General features: G+C 77.5%; 1 protein-coding gene and 1 pseudogene. Both read left to right on the top strand.

Annotated features, from left to right (window positions below):
• Window positions 1–765: D-glycero-beta-D-manno-heptose 1-phosphate adenylyltransferase (rfaE2, locus tag ACWEN3_RS46905; RefSeq protein ID WP_452984606.1), on the top strand; the 765-nt coding region annotated here is incomplete at its 5' end.
• An 80-nt stretch (window positions 766–845) separates the two neighbouring features.
• Window positions 846–1,060: pseudogene (locus tag ACWEN3_RS46900) on the top strand (hypothetical protein); the annotation flags it as partial.

Genomic DNA, 1,060 nt, shown 5'->3' with positions numbered 1-1,060 from the left:
GCCCAGGCGGTCGCCGTGACGCTGGGCGAGCGCGGCGCGCTGCTCTCCCACGGCGAGACCCCGCTGCTCGTACCGACCCCGGCCGCCGCGGCCGGCGACCCCTGCGGGGCCGGCGACCGGTTCGCCGCCGCGGCCGCGGGACTGCTCGCCGACGGCGCCCTCACCGAGGTCGCCGTGCAGGCCGCCGTGCACGCCGCGACCCGCTACGTCGCCGAGGGCGGCGCCCGCGCGGCCACCGCCCCGGAGCAGCCGGAGCACCCCGAACCCGCCCATTCCGGCGGCGACACCACCGCGGACGCCGTGCACACGGCCGCCCGGGTCCGGGCCGCGGGCCGCACCGTCGTCGCCGCGGGCGGCTGCTTCGACCTGCTGCACGCCGGTCACGTCGCCCTGCTCCAGGCCGCCCGGCGGGCCGGCGACTGCCTGGTCGTCTGCGTCAACTCCGACGACTCGGTACGCCGCCGCAAGGGCGACGGCCGCCCCCTCGTCCCGGTCGCCGACCGGGTCCGGGTGCTGCGCGCCCTCGAGTGCGTGGACGCGGTCGCCGTCTTCGACGAGGACACCCCCGAACGCATCCTCGGCGAACTCCGCCCGCACATCTGGGCCAAGGGCGGCGACTACGCCCGTACCCACCTGCCCGAACAGGACCTCGTGGAGAGCTGGGGCGGCCAGGTCCTGCTGCTGCCCTACCTCGACGGCCGCTCCACCACCGGCCTCGCCCGCCGAGCCGCCCTCGCCCCCACCTACCCGGGAGGACCGGCGTGACCCGCACCGCCGCCGCGCCCGCCGGAGGGCCGATCCGGTGACCCGAACCGCCCCGCATCCCCCGGTCGTCCTGGTGCTGCGTGCCCTGGGCCTCGGCGACCTGCTGGCCGGCGTGCCCGCGCTGCGCGGCATCCGCCGGGCCTTCCCCGGCCATCGGGTCGTGCTCGCACAGCCTCCCGGGCTCACCGGACTCGAACGATGGCTCGTCGGACAACTCGGACGGTGGCAACGGCAAGGGCAAGATCACCCTCACCGTCGGGACCTTCGGCGTCTTCGGCTACAAGCAGGCCGGCCT

Source organism: Streptomyces sp. NPDC004561 (assembly GCF_053602155.1).
The sequence above is the reverse complement of the archived record's forward strand: the minus strand, read 5'-3'. Positions and strand labels throughout refer to the sequence as shown.